The organism is Pseudomonas sp. WS 5011 (assembly GCF_012985775.1).
Taxonomy (GTDB): domain Bacteria; phylum Pseudomonadota; class Gammaproteobacteria; order Pseudomonadales; family Pseudomonadaceae; genus Aquipseudomonas; species Aquipseudomonas peli.
Map to the genome: position 1 here is coordinate 15,366 of NZ_JAAQXA010000010.1, position 14,610 is coordinate 29,975.

General features: G+C 60.1%; 15 protein-coding genes. 6 read left to right on the plus strand and 9 right to left on the minus strand.

The window, feature by feature from the left end; translation table 11 throughout:
- Window positions 1–163 precede the first annotated feature (163 nt).
- Entirely contained in the window at window positions 164–1,498 is a 1,335-nt protein-coding gene (locus tag HBN63_RS12360; RefSeq protein WP_170049617.1) for a GGDEF domain-containing protein, read from the plus strand.
- 47 nt (window positions 1,499–1,545) lie between these two features.
- Here HBN63_RS12360 and fpr read toward each other — a convergent pair whose 3' ends face one another.
- Complete coding sequence (gene fpr / locus HBN63_RS12365; protein ID WP_090248324.1) at window positions 1,546–2,325, minus strand: ferredoxin-NADP reductase; 780 nt, start codon at window positions 2,323–2,325, stop codon at window positions 1,546–1,548.
- A 121-nt stretch (window positions 2,326–2,446) separates the two neighbouring features.
- On the opposite strand from fpr, the gene HBN63_RS12370 reads away from it, so the two are divergent.
- On the plus strand, window positions 2,447–3,373 hold the full coding sequence (locus tag HBN63_RS12370; protein ID WP_090248326.1) for a LysR family transcriptional regulator: 927 nt from the start codon (window positions 2,447–2,449) through the stop codon (window positions 3,371–3,373).
- A gap of 9 nt (window positions 3,374–3,382) precedes the next feature.
- Here the strand turns inward: HBN63_RS12370 and HBN63_RS12375 are convergent, their stop codons facing one another.
- Together HBN63_RS12375 and erdR are read right to left on the minus strand one after the other, a co-directional pair.
- Window positions 3,383–3,748, minus strand: coding sequence for a diacylglycerol kinase (locus tag HBN63_RS12375; RefSeq protein WP_090387581.1), 366 nt, complete (start codon window positions 3,746–3,748; stop codon window positions 3,383–3,385).
- A 67-nt stretch (window positions 3,749–3,815) separates the two neighbouring features.
- Window positions 3,816–4,475 (minus strand): response regulator transcription factor ErdR, encoded by a 660-nt coding sequence (gene erdR / locus HBN63_RS12380; protein ID WP_170049618.1) that lies wholly within the window; start codon window positions 4,473–4,475, stop codon window positions 3,816–3,818.
- A 198-nt stretch (window positions 4,476–4,673) separates the two neighbouring features.
- Here erdR and HBN63_RS12385 point away from each other — a divergent pair, with 198 nt between their 5' ends.
- Window positions 4,674–5,561, plus strand: coding sequence for a DMT family transporter (locus HBN63_RS12385; RefSeq protein ID WP_170049619.1), 888 nt, complete (start codon window positions 4,674–4,676; stop codon window positions 5,559–5,561).
- Between the two features lie 3 nt (window positions 5,562–5,564).
- Here HBN63_RS12385 and HBN63_RS12390 read toward each other — a convergent pair whose 3' ends face one another.
- Complete coding sequence (locus tag HBN63_RS12390) at window positions 5,565–6,275, minus strand: tRNA-uridine aminocarboxypropyltransferase (RefSeq protein ID WP_090248332.1); 711 nt, start codon at window positions 6,273–6,275, stop codon at window positions 5,565–5,567.
- Between the two features lie 218 nt (window positions 6,276–6,493).
- Between HBN63_RS12390 and HBN63_RS12395 the strand changes: the two genes are divergently transcribed.
- Window positions 6,494–6,892, plus strand: a complete 399-nt coding sequence (locus HBN63_RS12395; protein WP_090248333.1) for a quorum-sensing-regulated virulence factor family protein — start codon at window positions 6,494–6,496, stop codon at window positions 6,890–6,892.
- A gap of 3 nt (window positions 6,893–6,895) precedes the next feature.
- Here HBN63_RS12395 and HBN63_RS12400 read toward each other — a convergent pair whose 3' ends face one another.
- Together HBN63_RS12400 and HBN63_RS12405 are read right to left on the minus strand one after the other, a co-directional pair.
- Window positions 6,896–7,096 carry a hypothetical protein gene (locus tag HBN63_RS12400; protein ID WP_170049620.1) on the minus strand — a complete coding sequence of 67 codons (201 nt, stop codon included), beginning with the start codon at window positions 7,094–7,096 and terminating at the stop codon, window positions 6,896–6,898.
- A 36-nt stretch (window positions 7,097–7,132) separates the two neighbouring features.
- Window positions 7,133–9,535 carry a xylulose 5-phosphate 3-epimerase gene (locus HBN63_RS12405; RefSeq protein WP_170049621.1) on the minus strand — a complete coding sequence of 801 codons (2,403 nt, stop codon included), beginning with the start codon at window positions 9,533–9,535 and terminating at the stop codon, window positions 7,133–7,135.
- A 129-nt stretch (window positions 9,536–9,664) separates the two neighbouring features.
- Between HBN63_RS12405 and HBN63_RS12410 the strand changes: the two genes are divergently transcribed.
- Both HBN63_RS12410 and HBN63_RS12415 read left to right on the plus strand, forming a co-directional pair.
- Window positions 9,665–11,068, plus strand: coding sequence for an MBL fold metallo-hydrolase (locus HBN63_RS12410; protein ID WP_170049622.1), 1,404 nt, complete (start codon window positions 9,665–9,667; stop codon window positions 11,066–11,068).
- A 132-nt stretch (window positions 11,069–11,200) separates the two neighbouring features.
- Window positions 11,201–12,280, plus strand: coding sequence for an LOG family protein (locus HBN63_RS12415; RefSeq protein ID WP_170049623.1), 1,080 nt, complete (start codon window positions 11,201–11,203; stop codon window positions 12,278–12,280).
- A 197-nt stretch (window positions 12,281–12,477) separates the two neighbouring features.
- On the opposite strand, the gene recX is transcribed toward HBN63_RS12415, so the two are convergent.
- The 3 genes from recX to HBN63_RS12430 form a co-directional block, all read right to left on the minus strand.
- The gene (gene recX / locus HBN63_RS12420) at window positions 12,478–12,942 is read right to left on the minus strand and encodes a recombination regulator RecX (RefSeq protein WP_170049624.1); all 465 of its coding nucleotides are present in this window, start codon (window positions 12,940–12,942) and stop codon (window positions 12,478–12,480) included.
- A gap of 11 nt (window positions 12,943–12,953) precedes the next feature.
- Window positions 12,954–13,997, minus strand: a complete 1,044-nt coding sequence (recA, locus tag HBN63_RS12425) for a recombinase RecA (protein ID WP_170049625.1) — start codon at window positions 13,995–13,997, stop codon at window positions 12,954–12,956.
- A gap of 90 nt (window positions 13,998–14,087) precedes the next feature.
- Window positions 14,088–14,600, minus strand: a complete 513-nt coding sequence (locus HBN63_RS12430; protein WP_170049626.1) for a CinA family protein — start codon at window positions 14,598–14,600, stop codon at window positions 14,088–14,090.
- Between the last annotated feature and the right edge of the window lie 10 nt (window positions 14,601–14,610).

Consider the following 14,610-nt stretch of genomic DNA (forward strand, 5'->3'; position numbering starts at 1 on the left):
CTGAGTAGACGCCCGTCAGCAGTGATCGGCAAAGCCCTGCAGGCGACAAACAGACGTGCACTGTTCAACGCCTTGCGGGTATGGTGAGTGCAAGGGTCATGCTGCCAAAGCGCCAGTAAGCGGCCCGATAAACCGTCATCACACATCGACACACTGTGAACGCATGAAAGCCAGCACCTACGCGCCGACCGAAAACCTTGTCGATCTGCTGCTCGACGCCATCTGCGTGGTCGACAAACGCGGCCGCTTTGTTTTTGTCAGTGCGGCCTGCCAGCGCATTTTCGGCTACAGCGCAGAAGAAATGATCGGCCAGGTGATGATCGAAATGGTCCACCCCGAAGACCGCGCCAAAACCCTGCTGGCGGCAAAGGAAGTAATGGCCGGGGTGCATAAACCACAGTTTGAAAACCGTTACCTGCGCAAGGATGGCAGCACTGTCCATATCCTCTGGTCTGCACGCTGGTCAGAAGATGATCAGGTGCGCGTCGCCGTGGCCCACGACATCACCGAGCGTAAGCGCAGCGAAGCCCTGCTGACCGCGCTTTATGGCATTTCCGAAGCCGCTCATTCGGCCAAGGACCTGCTTGGCCTCTTTCAGCAGGTGCATCAGATTATTGGCGAACTGTTGCCAACCCTGAGCTTTTCCGTCGCCTTGTATGACGAACAAAACGACGAATTAAGCTTCCCCTACCCTGCCGAACCCCTTCCCATTCCGTTGACTGATTCGCCGCTGAATGCCGTCACGTTGAGTGCCCAGGTCATTCGCAGCGGCAACACTTTGCTGTTACCCAGTGCCAGCCGGCCGCAACCTGAATCGCCACACAGCTGGCTGGGCGTGCCGCTGCACTCACACAGAGGCATCATCGGCGCACTGCTGGTGCAAAGCAGCGCCTCCACCCGCTACAGCGAACGTGATCAGGAATTACTGCAATTCGTCTCGACCCAGGTGGCTGCGGCCATTGAGCGCCAGCAAATGCTCAGCCGGCTGCAGTTTATGGCGCAGTACGACCAACTCACCCGACTGCCCAATCGCGAACTCCTGCGTGACCGCCTTCACACAGCCTTGGCCCGCGCACGTCGTGAGCAGTCGCAGGTCGCGCTGCTGTTCCTTGACCTGGACAAGTTCAAGCAGGTCAACGACAGCTTCGGTCATGCTGCAGGCGATCAACTGCTGCAGGGTGTCGCTCAACGTATCCAGCTGTGCCTGCGCGAGTCCGATACGGTGGCACGCTTTGCCGGGGACGAGTTCGTCGTGCTGTTAGAAGACTTTCACTCGACCGATCACGCCAGCGTGGTAGCCGAGAAAATCCGCCAGAGCCTCAATCAACCCTTTGAAGTGTGTGGCCAGAGCCAGACCGTCCTGCCCAGCATCGGCATCGCCCTGTACCCCCAGCACGCCCAGGACGAGCAGCAACTGCTGCAACATGCCGACAACGCCATGTACCAAGCCAAGCAGAAAGGCGGCAACCGTGCGCACAGCGCCTTAGCGCTGGAATAGCGCGCATAAAAAAGCCCGCCATGAGCGGGCTTTTGATGACGGCAGGCTTACTTCTCGACGAAGGCACGCTCAATCAGGTAATCACCTGGTTCACGCATACGTGGCGAAACGGTCAAGCCGAACTCGTTGAGCACCTCGCTGGTTTCATCCAGCATGCTCGGGCTACCGCAGATCATCGCGCGGTCGTCCTGTGGATTTATCGGCGGCAGGCCAATGTCTTGGAACAGCTTGCCACTGCGCATCAGATCGGTCAGACGGCCCTGGTTCTCGAACGGTTCACGGGTCACCGTCGGGTAGTAAATCAGCTTGTCTTTCAGCGCATCGCCGAAGAATTCATTCTTCGGCAGGTGCTCGGTGATGAATTCACGGTAGGCCACTTCATTCACATAGCGCACGCCGTGAACCAGAATCACCTTCTCAAAACGCTCATAAGTTTCCGGGTCCTGAATCACACTCATAAACGGTGCCAAGCCAGTGCCCGTGCTGAGCAGGTACAGGTGCTTGCCCGGCTTGAGGTCATCCAGCACCAGGGTCCCGGTGGGTTTCTTGCTGATGATGATCTCATCACCTTCCTTGAGGTGCTGCAACTGCGAGGTCAGCGGGCCATCCGGCACCTTGATGCTGAAGAACTCCAGATGCTCTTCCCAGTTCGGGCTGGCAATCGAATAGGCGCGCATCAACGGACGGCCGGTTTCCTGCTGCAGGCCGATCATCACGAACTGACCATTCTCGAAACGCAGACCCGGATCACGGGTGCACTTGAAGCTGAACAGCGTGTCGTTCCAATGGTGAACGCTAAGAATGCGCTCGGCGTTAAGATTGCTCATGTTCGGAGCTCCGCAAAGGTAATGTCGCCTGCGCGCCTGTGCGCAATTGCACGGCATTGTAATGAGCGGCAGATTATCTGTTAACTTGATTATCAAGATATAGGTTATCGGTTATATAGATATGCGATTTACCCTCAGACAATTACAAGTCTTCGTCGCCGTGGCCCAGCATGAAAGCGTGTCGCGCGCGGCCGATTCCCTGGCCCTGTCGCAATCAGCCACCAGCACCTCACTCAGCGAACTGGAGCGTCAGTCCGACTGCCAACTGTTCGACCGCGCGGGTAAACGCCTGGGCCTCAACGCACTGGGCCTGCAACTGCTGCCACAAGCAGTCGCATTCCTCGATCAGGCCAAAGAAATCGAACGCCTGCTGGGCGGTAAGAGCGGCTACGGCTCGCTGAATGTTGGCGCCACGCTCACCGTCGGTAACTACCTGGCCACCCTGCTGATCGGCAGTTTTATGCAGCGCCACCCGGAGTGCCGGGTCAAGCTGCAGGTACACAACACCGCCTATGTGGTGCAACAGATTGCCCACTACGAACTGGATATGGGCATGATCGAAGGTGACTGCCAGCACCCGGATATCGAGGTGCAGCCCTGGGTTGAAGATGAGCTGGTGGTGTTCTGCGCGCCGCAACATGCGCTGGCGCAGCGCGGTGAAGCGAGCCTCGACGAGCTGACGCGCGAGGCGTGGATTCTGCGTGAACAAGGCTCCGGTACGCGCCTGACCTTTGACCAAGCCATGCGCCATCACCCCAGCAGTCTGAATATTCGCCTTGAGCTGGAACACACCGAGGCGATCAAACGTGCGGTGGAATCAGGCCTAGGGATTGGCTGCATTTCCCGCCTGGCGCTGCGCGATGCCTTTCGCCGCGGCAGCCTGGTGGCGGTGGAAACTCCTGAGCTGGATCTGCGCCGGCAGTTCTACTTTATCTGGCACAAACAGAAGTACCAGACCGCCGCCATGCGGGAGTTCATCGAGCTGTGCCGCGCCCTGACCGCCGGCGTGACGCGCAGCGACCAGATCGTCCTGCCAACGATTGCCTGAAACGGCGGATTAACCGAGCAGGATAATCGCCCACACCAGGGCAATCAGGCTGAGGGCGGTGAACTGCGCGGCGCTGCCCATGTCCTTGGCATTTTTCGACAGAGGGTGCAGCTCCAGGGATATGCGGTCGATGGCCGCCTCCACTGCCGAGTTGAGAAGCTCGACGATCAGCGCCAGCAGACATACCGCGACCATCAAGGCGCGTTCAACGCGGCTGACATCCAGGTAGAACGCCAAAGGCACGAGTATCAGGTTGATCAACAACAGCTGGCGAAACGCAGCTTCACCGGTAAAAGCGGCGCGCAGGCCGGCCAGCGAGTAACCAGTGGCATTGAGTACACGTTTAAGGCCGGTCTGGCCTTTGAATGGAGACATTGAGGGTCATCACAACGATAGGAGGAAAACAGCGCGGCAAGCCTGCCAGGCAAAGATTAACGGACGCTTAACCGTCCGTTTGTGAAGGAATCGACTCCAGCTGTTGCAGCAGCAAGGCCGCTTGAGTCCGAGTACGCACTCCCAGTTTACGGAAGATCGCCGTCACATGAGCCTTCACCGTGGCCTCAGACACGCTGAGTTCATAGGCGATCTGCTTATTCAGCAAGCCATCACAGACCATGGTCAGCACGCGGAACTGCTGCGGCGTCAGGCTGGCCAGGCCTGCACTGGCGGCTTTGGCTTCAGCCGACAAGGCAATTGCTTCCTGAGTTTGCTGTGGCCACCAGACCTCGCCATCCAGCACCAGGCGAACTGCCTGCTGGATCGTCTCCAGCGAGCTGGATTTGGGGATAAAGCCACTGGCGCCAAATTCCCGCGAGCGCGCAACGATGGACGGCTCTTCCTGAGCGGAGATCATCACCACCGGAATATGCGGGTACTGCCCACGGAGCAACACCAAGCCGGAGAAGCCATAAGCGCCGGGCATATTGAGATCAAGCAGAACCAGATCCCAGTCGGTCTTCTGTGCCAGGCAGGTTTCCAACTCGGCAATGCTGGCGGCTTCGACCAGCCGTACATCGGGCCCCAACCCCAGGGTTAACGCTTGTTGCAAGGCACTGCGAAACAGGGGGTGATCGTCGGCAATGAGGATTTCAAAAGCGGCCATGGTGAATCCTGTTTTTGTTATGTGGGTACCCGCCAGGGTACTGTCCAGGGCACGGTGAACAATGCGTACAGGCCGCAGGGTTGCGGCGCAACCAAGCCTGAAAACGCAGAAAAGCGACCAAGCATGCCCAGCACTGACGGGGTGGTCAAGCACGACGCTTTGCGGCACAGTTCGCAGCTTTGCCGACGAGAGCCTGAAATGCGAAGCCACGCCCTGCGCGCCGACCTGTTAATGCTGCTGACTGCCATGATCTGGGGCTCGGCGTTTGTTGCTCAGCGCCTGGGCATGGACTCTGTAGGCCCGTTTCTCTACAGCGGCCTGCGTTTTGGCTTGGCAGCACTGATTCTGCTGCCTGTGCTACGCCTGCTGGAAGGTCGCAGCAACAGCGCGACAGTCGCACCACTGAACCGCCAGTTGCTGCGTGGCGGCGTGCTGATGGGCTTGGCCCTGGCTCTGGGGATCAACCTGCAGCAGGTTGGCCTGCTGTTTACCAGCGTGACCAACTCCGGTTTTATCACCGGTTTGTACGTGATCATCGTGCCGCTGCTAGGGCTTTTTATTGGCCATAAAACCGGCCTGGGTATCTGGTTGGGCGCCTGCCTGGCAGTGGTCGGCATGTTCCTGCTTAGCGTCGGCGAGGGCTTTACCGTGGCCTCCGGCGATTGGCTGCAACTGGCCGGGGCGTTCGTGTGGGGCGTGCATGTACTGCTGGTGGGCTTCTTTGCCGGGCGCCATGACCCGCTGCGCCTGGCGCTGGTGCAGTTCATCACCTGCGCGGTAATCAGCCTGGTGCTGGCAGTAGTCTTCGAGGAAATTCAGCTGGACGCGATCATCGCCGCGGGACCGGCGATTCTCTATGGCGGCATCTTCGGCGTGGCCATTGGTTTTACTTTGCAGGTGGTGGCGCAGAAAGACGCCATCGCCTCGCATGCGGCCATCATCCTCTCACTGGAGGCGGTATTCGCCGCCATCGCCGGAGCCTGGCTACTCGGTGAATCACTGGAACTGCGCGGCTACTTCGGCTGCGCACTGATGTTTGCCGGCATGCTGTTGGCGCAGTTGTGGCCCAAGAAACTGACCCACTAGCCGCTAGAGAAACGCGCGCAGGCGTTCGTGCAACGGATCATCCAATGGCACCGCACGCGGTGCCTTGGCAGCCAGGTAGTGCTGACTAAAAACATCCAGGTAAGCATTCAAACCATCCGCCGCGCGCTGGTCGCCTGCCAACTCTAGGCACAGTGCCGCGACCTCGGCCGTACAGAAATGGTCATCGCGTTTGGAGCGTCGCAGCTTGTAGCGTGACAGCTGCTCAGCCTGAAGGCTGAGTACAGGTAGGCTGTCGAGGTAGGGGCTTTTGCGAAACATCTTGCGCGCCTCGCTCCAAGTGGCATCCAGCAGCACAAACAAAGGCCGCTTGCCGGGCGCGGGTTGAACTTCGCTGACCACTCGTTCGGCGGCCACGTATTCGCCCGGAAACACCAGATAAGGCTGCCACTGCGGATCGTTCAGCAACGCCGGCAACTCGGCATCAACCTCGACACGTGACCAGCCGAATGCCGACGTATCAGCCAGCACATCGGCAATCAGCCAGCCGGTATTGCTCGGTTTGAGCGCCTCGACATCATGCATCAACAGACACACCGCTGACGTAGCAGCTATGCGCGGACGCCAGGCACACAGGCAATGGGTCATCACCAAACGGCACTCGTCACAGCGCACTGAGCGGCTACCACGGGCCAAAAATGGTTTAGCACTGCGAGCAATCCGCGCAGCGCGTAAACGCGAGACAGCGTGGCTCATCAGGCGTACACCTGACAGATAAGAAGAAACGGCATGAGTCATCCTGGGGTCAGCAAGCGCGGCAGTCTATCAAAGCCCGCTCAGGCGTATTCAACCGTGCGTCTTACGTGGCCTACCGTGGTAACTGCGTAAGTGTCGGCAGACGGGTAAGATAGGCGCCACTGAACCTCTGCCCGGCAATGCCGGTCAGAAGGTGCGAATCGACTTTGGAGAACCCCATGCTGCGTTTGATCAGCCTGACCCTGGCAGTGAGTCTGCCCCTGTTTGCCCATGCCGCTACCCTGAAAGACTTTGAGCTGAGCAAAACCCTGGAAAAAGTCGCGCGCGAGAGCAGCGTAGGCACGCCACGGGCAATCAATGAAGACATTCTTGATCAAGGTTATACCGTTGATGGCAGTGAGCTGGTCAACCACCTCAGCGTACGCAGCGAGCATGCGGCACAAATGCGTGGCAACCCGGATGTGGTTCGCGCACAACTGGCTAACAGCGTGTGCCGCAACACCGGGTATCGCCAGTTATTGGCCCGCGGCGCGGCGCTGCGTTATGAATTCAGCGAATACAAAAGCAACCGCCCAGTGACCACCGAGCGTTTCAGCAAAGCCGACTGCGGCCTGTAAGCCTCAGCTATCCGCTTGCTCCGCGCGCCGCTGCTCATCATCGGCGCGCAGATCGGCTAACAAGGCATGCATATAGCGCGAACGCCTAACGCCGCCCTCAAGACGATGCAAACACTCTTCTTCCAGGCTTATCTGGTTCTGCTGTGCTGCCTGCTCTAACAAGCGGTACAAATCCGCATCAAGACCCAAAGTCAATTTAGGCATACCTGCCCCTCCTTTTCCCGCACCCACTGGCCTGCACTAACGCAGACAGTGTGGTTCTCCCCGCCCTTGCACGGCTGCTTGCTCCTCGGCACTGAGCAAATCGCCAAGCGGTTTTTCCAGCAACGCGGCTGCTGCCTCCAGCACATGCGCCCAGCTCGCCTGGTTGGCGAACAACATACCGGCTTCATCCAGGGTGCCACCTCGATTACGGTAGCCCAGCACACGGCTGTGTCGAGCCTCACCCAGCAGCGGCCACAGATGCCCACGGGCAACTTCCGGGCGCATATGGGTGAGCAGCACACGCTTTATGCTGGCAGCCGGGAATAACCGCTCAACCCGCTCGGCATCAACAATCACCGCCTGTTCCCAGGTATCGCGGGCCGCACGAAAACGCCCCGGCTCTTGCAAGTAAACCAGACGCCAGGCGCACCCGGCCGCGCTCAGACGAACGGCCGCGCGCTGCATTTCTGCCAACTGATAACTGCCGGCGGCGATCAGCAGCAAAGGCTGCTCGCCTTGCTTCTCAGCCAGCACAGCAGCGCCATCCTGCGCCAGCTGCTCGGCCTGTTCGCGAGTGAATACACAAGGCCGCTCACGTTTGGCAATCACCATGCAGGCGATCTGACCACGCGCCTGATAGATGCCTGGCATCAGCGCCAATACCGAATTGTGATCGGCTGGAAAAATCACCCGCACCATATCGCTCATCTCACCGAGCAAGGCCTCACAGAAGGTGGTGTCCTGGTGCGATTGCTGATTCTTGCCGTTCTCCCAGGTGTGCGAGGTGGCCACCAGCGGCCAACCGAGCCAACCTGCAGCGCGCCCCGCCTCTTTTTGTTGCCGGGCAAAAATGATCCGCTGGCGCACCGCGCCGAGCATCTTCACGCAGAACGCCTCGTAGCTCGCCACCAGATTCAGGCCACCCTGGTTGGCCAGGCAGGCAGACACCACGGCTTCTTCATTGAGCGCAGTGATGATTGCGCCATCCAGCGCTTCCTGTTCGCTCTCCGGCGCGGTCACCCGGTGCTTGAGCGCCTTGAGGACGCCGCCCAGGCGATTGCTGGCCAGCTCATCGGGGTTACCAACACGTGGACGCAACTGCGGATTGGCTTGCACCAGATCGACAAAGAAACGATCCAGGGCCAGTATCGGCGAACAGGCGCTGTCCTGATACTGCAGCTCGGGCAGTTTTGGCAGCGCTGGATGACGCTGCGCCAACGGGTTATCGCGCTCCAGGGGGCGGGAGCCTCGATCCGCAAACAGTGCGCAGGCGGCGCTCAGCTCTTCCGGCGCGACCCAAAGCTGCGCCGCATGCTGATTGAACAGCTCGCGGGCCGCTTCATCGGTATGCGGGTTGGCCGGCAACGGCAGGTTGTGCGCCGCATTGCTGCCAGCGCCGTAAAAGCCGAAACCCTTGAGCGTTTCGGCAATACCGTAAGGCATGGGCAGCGGGTAATTCAGCACGCCATCGCGCAGCTCCTGCACACGGTGCCCCATACGCTGCTCCATGTCCCACAACGCGCAGACAAAAGCCGCCGGGTCGCGGCCATCGAAACTAACGGGATCAAAGCCGCAATGACGCAGGTGCTCACGGAAGTTATCCAGCCCGGCGGGCGTCGCCAGCTCGGTGCGTTGCTCAATGCGCCGACCATTGGCAATCATCAGCGGCAACGCCACGCCGCAGTCCTCGGCGCGCCACCAGCGTGGCATCCAGTCACTGCCGCGTTGCTCTTCGGCCGCACCATCGGAGAGAAAGGCCACCAGTTTCTCGCCGGGTAACGGCAGATGAGCATATTGCAGCTCGGCAAAGCCCAGATAACCACCCTCGGCAATGCCGCCCGCCGTATGCGGATTGACGTGGCTGCCCAGCGGCGCGCTGACCTGGCCGGCGGCGTTCTGCGCATAGATGTAGAAGTCCGCCACCAACTGGGTCATCCCGGCCTCGTCACAGGGGTAACGCTCGGCCTGTTCCGGGTGCTGATTGGCCGTTAGCAGGTTGAGCGCCTCGATGGCTGCCACACAGTGGCCCTGACCCATCAGCCAGCCACGGGTTTCCCCAGTCAGGTTATTCAGCGCCAGGTAACCGGCATAGGCCTGCACCATATTCAACGCGCCGCCGGTATGCCCTTCGGGGGACACCTTGAAGTCCTCTGCAGCCAACGCTACGCCATCGAGGCGTACGCGCTGGGCATAGGTCATATGCACCACCAGCCACAGCCCTGCCGCTGTCAGCCGATCCAGCGCGTGAAAGTGACGGTAGACGCTCGGCAGATCCGCCTGCACGCCGGCCTGCACAAGTTGGTGGGCAATACGGTAGACCGCAGCGCAGGTCTGCGAACTGTGCTGCAAAGGACCATAACCGCGCTGCCAGGCGGCGAAGGTTGGTTCAAGGCGGGCATGCTCGGCCAACTCGCTGGCGCTGGGAAATAGCTGGGTCATATGCGGCTCCGATAGTTTTAGTCAGCTTAGAGCGCGGGATACAGGCAGATGCTGACCTGTATCAAAACCCCCGGTTACCTGATGGGACAGCCTTAAGCGCCACCCATTCAACGTGTTCAAGGATTAGCCATGGCCCTGCTCAACTTCCTCGGCGCAATTCAACAAGTCACCGGCTCCTGCTACCTGATCGAAAGCCGCGACGGGGCACGGGTATTACTCGACTGCGGCATGCGTCAGGGCCGCCGCGAAGAGGAAGACGGCAACCGCGCGCCGTTTGCCTTTGATCCGCGCAGCCTGGACGCCGTGGTGATTTCCCATGCACACATTGATCACAGCGGCCTGCTGCCAAAACTCACGGCAGCCGGCTACCGCGGGCCGATCTTTGCCACTGATGCGACCTGTGAGCTGATGAAGTTGATGCTGCTCGACGCCGCGTTTCTTCAGGAGAAAGACGCCGAGTGGGAAAACAAATGGCGCGCGCGGATGGGCAAGGCGCCAATAAGCCCGCTCTACACCACCGCCGATGCCGAACAGGCGCTGAGCCAACGCAGGCCAATGATGTATGGCGAAAGCCGCGAAGTGGCCAAGGGCGTGCTGGTCACCTTTCACGATGCCGGACATATCCTCGGTTCGGCGATTGTCGAACTCGAAGTACAGGACCATCACCTGACCCGCCGCCTGGTGTTCTCCGGCGACCTGGGCAATACCTGCTCGCCCTTGATGCAAGACCCCAGCACGCTGAGCAAAGCCGATGTGGTGCTGCTGGAATCGACCTACGGTGATCGCGACCACCGCTGCAGTGAAGAAACCCTGGAGGAGCTGGCAGAGATTCTGCAGCAGGCCCATCGCGACGGCGGCAACGTGCTGATCCCGTCCTTCGCCGTCGGTCGTACCCAGGACCTGATCTACTACCTCGGGCGCTTCTATCACGAAGGGCGACTGCCGCAGCAGGCAGTGTTTCTCGACAGCCCCATGGCAATCCGCGCCAACGCCATCTACTCGCGTTTTCAGGACCAGTTTGCCGCCGAAGACCGCGCCGCCTTTCAGGCCCGCGGCAGCAAACGCATCGAAGACTGGCTACCGATCCTGCGCTGCACGCCGAGCCCGGAAGAATCGATGGCGATAAACCGGATACAGAGCGGCGCAATCATCATCGCCGGCAGCGGTATGTGCACCGGCGGGCGCATTGTCCATCACTTCAAGCACAACCTCTGGCGCGAGAATTGCCACCTGATCTTTCCCGGTTTCCAGGCCAAGGGCACGCTGGGACGCAATATCGTCGACGGCGCTGAGAACGTGAAAATCCTCCATCAGCGCATCGCGGTAAAAGCCAAGGTGCACACCCTCGGCGGCTTCTCCGCGCATGCCGGGCAATCACAGCTGCTCGACTGGGTCAGCCACTTCGAGCACCACCCCGAGCTGTACCTGGTGCATGGCGAGCTAGAGAAGATGCAGGCCCTGCAACTGGCCTTGCGCGAGCGTCTGAACTGGATCGCCAACATCCCTGAACCAGGCGAGCAAATCGCCCTCTGATGCAGTCCTGGCATGGGCTGTCGGTTGTCACGCATGGGCATGAGTCACACAAACCGGCAGCCAACAGCCATACTCAGGACAAGGCCGACACGGCAATAAGCTGCTCGGCCGGCAACCAGAAGGAGAAGTTGTATGCCCGATGAATCGGACGATTTTCTGTCCCGGCATTTTCAGACCAGTGGCGTCGACCTGACCACCCGCGTAGAAGAACTGGGCATCCTCGCAGCACCGCCCGACAGCCCCAACACCAAGCTCTACCAGGCCATGCTCGGCACGGTTGTGCGCATGGCGCAGGCCGACCGCAACCGCTGGGACGCCAAGATCATGCTGCAGACCCTGCGCGAGATGGAGCATGCCTTCAGCACACTGGAACAGTTCAAACGGCGACGCAAAGTGACCGTGTTCGGCTCGGCGCGCACCCCTGCCAGCCACCCGGTTTACCGCCTAGCCCGCGATCTGGGTGCAACTCTAGCCAAGCACAACCTGATGGTCATTACCGGAGCCGGTGGCGGCATTATGGCGGCTGCTCATGAAGGTGCCGGCTTGGAGAACAGCCTGGGTTTCAATATCACCCTGCCCTTCGAGCAGGGCGCCAATGCCACCGTACAAGGCAGCAATAACCTGCTGTCGTTCCACTTCTTCTTTCTGCGCAAACTCTTCTTCGTCAAGGAGGCCGACGGCCTGGTGCTCTGCCCCGGTGGTTTCGGCACCCTGGACGAAGCCCTGGAAGTGCTGACCCTGATCCAGACCGGCAAAAGCCCACTGGTACCGGTGGTGCTGCTCGACCAACCTGGCGGCACCTTCTGGACCAGCGCCCTGACGTTTCTGCAGGAACAGTTGCAGGACAACGGCTATATCCTACCCAGCGATATGCGCCTGATGCGCTTGGTGCACAGCGCCGAAGAGGCTACCGAGGAAATCGCCCAGTTCTACCGCAACTACCACTCCAGCCGCTGGCTCAAGGAACGCTACGTGATCCGCCTCAACCACGCGCTGAATGAAGCGGCCATGCAGCAGCTGAACGATGAGTTCCGCGACCTGTGCAAGCAGGGTGACTTCCAGCAACAAGCACACTGCGACTCCGAGCAGGACGAACCGGAGCTGTGCCATATGACGCGCCTGGCCTTCGCCTTTAACGGACGCAACCACGGCCGCTTGCGCGAACTGCTGGACCTGGTCAATCAGACGCACAACTGGGCGGAAAATGCCTGATCTGTCACCCAGCCGATAGCCTGCTTGCGGGCTATCGGTAGTCGTGGCTCAGCTGGCTAACAAGAAAAGATCAGCCACACGCATTTCAGTACGGGAAGCATTGGCTTCCAGTACTGCAGCATCATCGGCGTGTGAAAGTAAGTAATGGGTAAACGGAAGTACTGATACAGGCAGCCCGAACAACAGCCAGCTGCGGCTTAGTCGTCCAGTACACCGCGTAGCAGCCGCCCAATCAGCTCAGGCGGATAACCCCGATAGCTAAGAAAGCGTCCCTGCTGGGCACGCTCGCGGGCATCACAGGGCAGCTCACCGGCAAACTTGCGTTGCCAGGTTTCCTGTAGATGTTCACGCCAATCGATACCACTGTCGCGCAAGGCCTGCTCGACATCACTGCGGGCCAGGCCACGCTGGGTCAGCTCTTCACGAATGCGCAACGGCCCATAGCCGGAACGCGCCCGGTAGCTGACAAAGGCCTCCAGATAACGCGCCTCAGACAGCAAGCCTTCTTCAGCCAGGCGATCGAGAGCGGCTTCGATCAACTCATCTGCCGCCCCACGACTGCGCAATTTGCGGGTCAGCTCGACTCGGCCATGTTCGCGCCGCGCCAGCAGATCCATGGCCGCCCGCCGCACCGCGACGGGGTTATCCAGAGCAATGGACATAGGCAGGCAGATCAGGCGTCGGCGTCAGCCAGGTCATCGGCCGTAGAGTTGGCCTTGACCGTCGGACTGACCACCAGCAACTTCTCACGGATCAAGCCTTCAATGGTGCGTGCTACTTCCGGGTTGTCTTCCAGATACTTGGCCGAATTGGCCTTGCCCTGACCGATCTTGTTGCCTTGGTAGCTGTACCAAGCGCCGGATTTTTCCAGCAGACCGAGCTGCACACCGAGGTCGATGATCTCGCCGTTGCGGTAGATACCCTTGCCGTAAAGAATCTGGAACTCGGCCTGACGGAACGGCGGCGCGACCTTGTTCTTCACCACTTTGACGCGGGTTTCGCTACCGACCACTTCTTCGCCTTCCTTCACCGCGCCAGTACGGCGGATGTCCAAGCGGACCGAAGCATAGAACTTCAACGCGTTACCACCGGTGGTGGTTTCCGGGCTGCCGAACATCACACCGATCTTCATGCGGATCTGGTTGATAAAGATCACAAGGCAGTTGGCGTTCTTGATGTTGCCGGTGATCTTGCGCAGCGCCTGGCTCATCAGGCGGGCCTGCAGGCCTACGTGCATATCGCCCATTTCGCCTTCGATTTCCGCCTTCGGCACCAAGGCCGCCACGGAGTCGACGATGATCACGTCAACAGCGTTGGAGCGTACCAGCATATCGGTGATTTCCAGGGCCTGTTCGCCGGTATCCGGCTGCGACACCAGCAGGTCATCGACATTGACGCCGAGTTTACCGGCATAGTCCGGGTCGAGTGCATGCTCAGCATCGACGAAGGCGCAGGTGGCGCCGAGCTTTTGCGCTTCGGCGATCACCGACAGGGTCAGGGTGGTTTTACCCGAGGACTCTGGGCCGTAGATTTCAACGATTCGGCCTTTCGGCAGACCGCCAATGCCCAGCGCGATGTCCAGACCCAGCGAGCCGGTGGAGATGGCCGGGATCGCCTGGCGATCGTGATCGCCCATGCGCATCACTGCACCTTTGCCGAATTGCTTTTCAATCTGGCCCAGGGCTGCCGCCAAAGCGCGCTTCTTATTCTCGTCCATTTAAGTCCTCACGTAATCAAGAAGGGCCAGCTAGCGGCCACCAACAACTGTATAAGTAGACAGTATTATTCCACAGGGCAAGTCGCCCGCCTACCCCGCGTTTGGATTTTCTTGCGCAAGTAGGCGCAACAGCCCAGCCAGTGCGGCCTCGACCGTTTGTCGGCGAACTTCGCTGCGATCCCCGGCAAACTGCCGGCGCACACTGAACAGCTGCTCACCATCGCCCCAAGCCAGCCAGACCGTGCCCACCGGTTTCTCCGGCGAACCGCCATCCGGCCCAGCCACACCGCTGACCGCCACCGCAAAGCGCGCGCCACTACTCGCCTGCGCCCCGCGCACCATGGCTTCGACCACTTCCTGACTCACGGCGCCAACAGTAGCGAACAGCACCTCGGGCACACTCAGCTGCTTGGTTTTCTGCGCGTTGGAGTAGGTGACATAACCGGCTTCAAACCAGGCCGAGCTACCGGAAATCCGTGTAATCGCCTCGGCAATACCGCCGCCGGTGCAGGATTCGGCGGTCGTCACCTGGGCCTTAGCAGCAACCAGCTGTGCACCCAGCTCGGCAGCCAGTTGGATAAGGGCATCTTCATTAGCAGTCATCTGCACTCCG